The 5,208-nt window shown below is 60.8% G+C and carries 6 protein-coding genes; 1 reads left to right on the top strand and 5 read right to left on the bottom strand.

The features are described 5' to 3' along the window. Positions 1 to 177 precede the first annotated feature (177 nt). Positions 178 to 1,515, bottom strand: coding sequence for a DEAD/DEAH box helicase (locus D8U18_RS18185; RefSeq protein ID WP_056855722.1), 1,338 nt, complete (start codon positions 1,513 to 1,515; stop codon positions 178 to 180). 78 nt (positions 1,516 to 1,593) lie between these two features. Continuing rightward, the gene (gene yedA / locus D8U18_RS18190) at positions 1,594 to 2,526 is read right to left on the bottom strand and encodes a drug/metabolite exporter YedA (protein WP_056855723.1); all 933 of its coding nucleotides are present in this window, start codon (positions 2,524 to 2,526) and stop codon (positions 1,594 to 1,596) included. A gap of 166 nt (positions 2,527 to 2,692) precedes the next feature. On the opposite strand from yedA, the gene D8U18_RS18195 reads away from it, so the two are divergent. Beyond that, the gene (locus D8U18_RS18195; protein ID WP_131108128.1) at positions 2,693 to 3,142 is read left to right on the top strand and encodes an Lrp/AsnC family transcriptional regulator; all 450 of its coding nucleotides are present in this window, start codon (positions 2,693 to 2,695) and stop codon (positions 3,140 to 3,142) included. Positions 3,143 to 3,264: 122 nt separating this feature from the next. On the opposite strand, the gene D8U18_RS18200 is transcribed toward D8U18_RS18195, so the two are convergent. From D8U18_RS18200 to D8U18_RS18210, 3 genes are all read right to left on the bottom strand, one after another. Next, positions 3,265 to 3,876 carry a 3'-5' exonuclease gene (locus D8U18_RS18200; protein ID WP_131108129.1) on the bottom strand — a complete coding sequence of 204 codons (612 nt, stop codon included), beginning with the start codon at positions 3,874 to 3,876 and terminating at the stop codon, positions 3,265 to 3,267. A gap of 23 nt (positions 3,877 to 3,899) precedes the next feature. After that, entirely contained in the window at positions 3,900 to 4,379 is a 480-nt protein-coding gene (locus D8U18_RS18205) for an NYN domain-containing protein (protein ID WP_008022614.1), read from the bottom strand. Between the two features lie 131 nt (positions 4,380 to 4,510). After that, the coding region (locus tag D8U18_RS18210) for a DUF2076 domain-containing protein (protein ID WP_131108130.1) at positions 4,511 to 5,208 on the bottom strand (698 nt) is incomplete at its 5' end.

The raw sequence follows: 5,208 nt of genomic DNA on the forward strand, positions 1-5,208 counted from the left end.
TTGATCGTTCCTTGATCGTTCCTTGATCGTTCCTTGATCGTTCCTTGATCGTTCCTTGATCGTTCCCACGCTCTGCGTGGGAATGCAGCCTGGGACGCTCTGCGTCCCTTTTCAAGCCGAACGCGGAGCGTCCGTAGAGGCATTCCCACGCAGAGCGTGGGAACGATCATTACAGGGTCAAGGCTTACGCTTGCGCGGCCCGGTATTGAACACCGGGACTTTTCGCACAGGCTTGATCGAAGGTTCCGCTGGAGCAACTTCCCCGCTGTCCACCCACTTGCCAAGATTGCGCTTGCCGCCACCACCCGAAGCCTTTGGCTTCTTCGGTTTCTTCGGCTTTTTGATCACCTGGCCACTGGCATCGGTGTCCGGCACGCGGTGCTCGGGTTCGAAGTCAGGTTCGTTCTGACGCTTCAAGGTCTGACGGGTCAACATCTCGATGGCCGACAGCAGATTGACCTCATCGGCACACACCAGGGAAATCGCCTCGCCGGTCGAGCCCGCGCGGCCGGTACGGCCGATGCGGTGGATGTAGTCCTCAGCGACAATCGGCAAGTCGAAGTTGACCACCAACGGCAAGTCTTCGATGTCCAGGCCACGGGCTGCGACGTCTGTCGCGACCAGGATCTGCACTTCACTCGCCTTGAAACGATCCAGTGCACGCTGACGGGTCGCCTGGGGTTTGTCACCGTGGATGCCGTCGGCGTTGATGCCCAGACCCTGAAGTTTTTCCACCAGCGCGTCCACGCCGTTGCGGGTCTTGGCGAACACCAGCACTTGCTTCCACTTGCCCTTGCGCATCAGGTGCACGAACAGTTCCGGCTTGCGCTTTTTGTCCACCGTCACGATCCACTGCTTAACAGTGTTGGCTGCGACGTTGCGCGGGCTGACTTCGATGCTCAGCGGGTCGTTGAGCATCTGCCCGGCCAGCAGGCGGATGTCATCGGAGAAGGTCGCGGAGAACAACAGCGTCTGACGTTTCTTCGGCAGCGCGCGGTAAATGTTCGCCAGCTCTTCGGAAAAGCCCAGATCGAGCATGCGGTCGGCTTCGTCCAGTACCAGGGTTTGCAGCTGGTTGAACTTCAGCGCGTTCTGGCGAAACAGGTCGAGCAAGCGGCCCGGGGTCGCCACCAGCAGGTCGACGCCGCTGCGCAGCTTCATCATTTGTGGGTTGATGCTGACGCCGCCGTATACCGCGTAGGTGCGCAACGGCAGGTTTTCGGCGTACTGGCGCACGGCTTCGTGCACCTGCTCGGCCAGCTCGCGGGTCGGCACCAGGATCAGCGCGCGGACCGAATTGGCAGTGACTTTCGGCCCTTCCATCGCCAGCAGTTGCAACAGCGGCAGCGCGAAACCGGCGGTCTTGCCGGTGCCGGTCTGGGCAGCGGCCATCAGGTCGCGACCGGCCAGCACCGCCGGAATGGCTTGCGCCTGAACCGGCGTCGGAGTCTGGTAGCCGAGCGTCTCAAGGGAGCGCAGCAAGGGTTCGATCAGGCCAAGGGTGGCGAAAGTCATGGGAATACCGTAGGAAAATTCAGCGCGGGTTGTTCAAAGCAAGTGTGCAAAGCATGATGCAATGCCGCGCAGTTTACCCTAATTCACACGGGATTCTGTCGGTACTGCCGTCACCACCACCGGCCGCTCTGGCGTACGGCGCCACTGCGGCAGGCCAATCAGCACCACGGCGCTGATGATCACCGCCATTGCCAGCGCTTCCTCGATACCGATGGTCTCGCCGACGAAGACAATCCCCAGCAATACTGCCACTGCCGGGTTGACGTAGGCATAACTGGTGGCCGCCGCCGGACGCACATGCTTCAACAGGTACATGTAGGCGTTGAAGGCGATGATCGAACCGAACACGGTCAAGTAGGCCAACGCAGCCCAACCTTCAATCGGCGGCAGCTTTTCCAGGTGTTCCCCGCTGACGGCGCTGGCGATCAGCAACACGACACCGCCCACCAGCATTTCCACGGCGCTGGCCATTGCGCCTTGAGGCAGCGGCAAGTGTTTGCTCCACACCGACCCGAAGGCCCAGGTGGCCGCTGCAAAAATCAGCAGCGCCGCACCCAAGGGGCTCGACTGCAGGTTGGACCCCAGGTTGAGCATGGCGATGCCAATTATCCCGAGCACAATCCCGGCCCATTCGAGACGGGTATTACGTGCGCCCCAGAAATATCCGCAGAGCAAGGTAAACAGCGGCACCGTCGCCACCGCCAGCGCCGCGACGCCGGAAGCAACGCCGGTGTGTTCCGCCACAGTGACCGCACCGTTGCCACAGGCCAGCAGCAAAATCCCGATGATCCCGGCAGCTTTCCATTGCGCCCAGGTTGGTGCCGGTGCGCCGCGCCAGCGTAAATAGGCGTACATCAAGGTCCCGGCAATAACGAAGCGAATCCCGGCGAGCAGCAACGGCGGCCAGTACTCCACGCCAATGCGGATCACCAGATAGGTCGACCCCCAAATCACGTACAACGCGAAAAAGGCTGCGATCAGCGGTAAAGGGAAACGACGTAGGCCAGGCATGGGACGACTCACAGGCAAGACAAGTGAACGGCTATTTTAGAAAGGCCGACGACGAAAAATAAGTTACAAAACTTGTTTAAAGCGCCGGTACACTTTTCAAAACACGGAGTTGAGCGCTATAAACCGTGTTTTCGAAAGTCGGCCTTTTTTTCCAGGAGTCGCCCCGATGGATAAGTACGACCGCATGCTGCTCAGCGCCCTGCTGGAAAACGGCCGTGCGTCCTACGCGGACCTGGCGCGCAAGGTCAACCTGTCCGCCCCGGCCGTGGCCGAGCGCGTGGCCAAACTCGAGGCCAGCGGCGTGATCACTGGTTATCAGGCGACAGTCGACATGGCCAAGCTTGGCTTGCCGATCCAGTGCGTGATCGAACTGCGCCTGAACCAGCACGGCAATCAAAAGGCCTACGACGACCTGATCAAAATTCCGCAATTGACCGAGTGCCACCGTGTAACCGGGGACCCGTGCGTGATCATGCAAGCGGCAGTGGGTTCGATGCCGGAGCTGGAAGAGCTGATCAACCGGATCGCCACGTTCGGGTTCAGCAAGACCTCGATTGTGCTGTCGAGCGCCATCGAAAAGCGCGTGCCGTTGGGGCAGTTGGAAGGGAAACCCTGATCAGATCGTTCCCACGCTCTGCGTGGGAATGCCTCAATGAACGCTCTGCGTCCGCTTTGGGACGCTCTGCGTCCCGGGCTGCATTCCCACGCGGAGCGTGGGAACGATCAGTGGCGTTGAATTTAGAACCCGCGATGGCGTTTGAGATGCTCGTTGACCTTCGCCGCCGGGACTTTCTGCAACTTGCACAGCAAATCATGGGACAACTCCCGCACCCCGTGCTTGTGCCGCAACTCTTCAGCCAGATGCGCAGTCAGGTTGGCGGCCATCTCGGCATCAGCCATCGCCCGGTGAGCCTTGCCGGTGTGCGGCAGGTTGGCGAACGTGGTGAGGGTGCCGAGTTTGTGGTTCGGCGCGGCGGGCATCAGTCGGCGGGCCAGCAGCAGCGAACAGGCGAAGTTCTGCAACCGCGTACGTTTGATTCGCCCCAGTTCGAAGTCCCAGAACTTCTGGTCGAACGCGGCGTTGTGCGCCAGCAACGGTGTGATGCCGACGAATTCATTGACCTCGTTCATCACCTGCTCCGCCGATGGCGCAGTGCGCAGCATGGCGTTGCTGATGCCGGTGAGCTGTTCGATGAAGGCCGGGACACGCACGCCGGCATTCATCAGGCTTTGGTAACGCTCGACGATGCGCCCCTGTTCAAGGATCACCACGGCAATTTCCGTGGCCCGGCAACTGCTGCTCGGGGAGATCCCGGTGGTTTCAAAGTCGATGACTGCAATGCGTTCCAAACCTGTTTCAACTCCGTAAAAAATCAATTCTTGAGCAGCAGGGCGCCTTCGATCGGCACGTAGCGGCTGGCAGCGCGGATCAGCGAGTTGGCGGTCAGGCCCGGCACGCCATAAGCCACCGCTTGCACCCCGTGCTTGCTGATGATGCGTTCGAGCAACATATCGAAATCGCCGTCACCGGAGGCCAGCACGATTTCGTCGACGTGGTCGGCGGCGTCCATGATGTCGAGGGTGATGCCCACGTCCCAGTCACCTTTGGCCGAGCCGTCGCTGCGCTGGATGTAAGGCTTGAGCTTCACGGTGAAACCGAGGTTGCGCAGGATCTGCTGGAACTGCTGCTGTTTGCTGTCGCCACGGTCGATGGCGTAGGCATAGGCTTCGACAATCTCGCCCTGTTTGCTGACATCAGCCCACAGCGCGGCGTAGTTGAAGTGACAACCATAGGCCTGACGCACGGTGTAGTAGAGGTTCTGGACATCGGCGAACACAGCGATCTTTTTCACCGCACATCCCCTTGGGCGCAGACAGGATCAGGCACCAGGCCCGAAAAGTTGCCCAGTATGCCAGCCAAAAGGAAGGTTCCGCGAATAATCGGCTATGTGGCGAGGGAGCTTGCTCCCTCGCCACAGATTTATCAGACGAAGGAGTCGTCGTCGCCGCCGAACAAAGATGAACTGTCATCGCTGTAGTCAGCGTCGCTGAAACCGCCCTGGTCGTTGTCGTAGGAATCGTTGCCGGCCATGCGCTGGTCGTCGCCCCAGCCGTTGTTGCCCTGGTCGTTGACCTGGGCCGGTTCTTCCTTGATCACTTCGACGATTTCCTGCGGTTGCTGGTTATGCTGGAACAGGCTGCTGATGCCTTGCGCCAGCATTACACCACCGGCGACACCGGCCGCGGTTTTCAGCGCGCCACCGAGAAAACTGCCGCCGACCGCTGCGGGCGCTTGTTGCTGCGGTGCATAGCCCTGTTGTGGAAAGCCTTGCTGTGGCGGTTGCGAGTTGAACGAAGGACGCGCCGGCTCGCGCCAGCCGCCCCCACTCGACACCGGCGGATGTTGCGCGGGCACAGGCTGAGGATCACGGTGTCCGCCACCAAAGATGCTCGACAGAAATCCACCGCTGCTCGGCGCCGGTGCAGCCGTCTGCGCCTTGGCCTGTTGCAGCTCGGCCTGCAATGTCTGGACTTGCGCACTCAGCTGTTTGTTCTGCTCGTCGAGGCTTTTGATGGCCGCCTCTTGCACCAGAATCGCCTGGGTCATGAAATAACCTGCCGCCGGTTGGCGCGTCAGGTGTTCCTTGATCCGCGCCTCGGCCTGGGCGTCGCGCGGGGCTG

This window comes from Pseudomonas sp. Sample_10 (assembly GCF_004321495.1).
Lineage (GTDB): Bacteria > Pseudomonadota > Gammaproteobacteria > Pseudomonadales > Pseudomonadaceae > Aquipseudomonas.

What these genes read in the sequence shown, in the direction of transcription:
- D8U18_RS18185 (WP_056855722.1), bottom strand. Translation starts at nt 1,515, where the DNA reads ATGACTTTCGCCACCCTTGGCCTGATCGAACCCTTGCTGCGCTCCCTT.
- yedA (WP_056855723.1), bottom strand. Translation starts at nt 2,526, where the DNA reads ATGCCTGGCCTACGTCGTTTCCCTTTACCGCTGATCGCAGCCTTTTTC.
- D8U18_RS18195 (WP_131108128.1), top strand. Translation starts at nt 2,693, where the DNA reads ATGGATAAGTACGACCGCATGCTGCTCAGCGCCCTGCTGGAAAACGGC.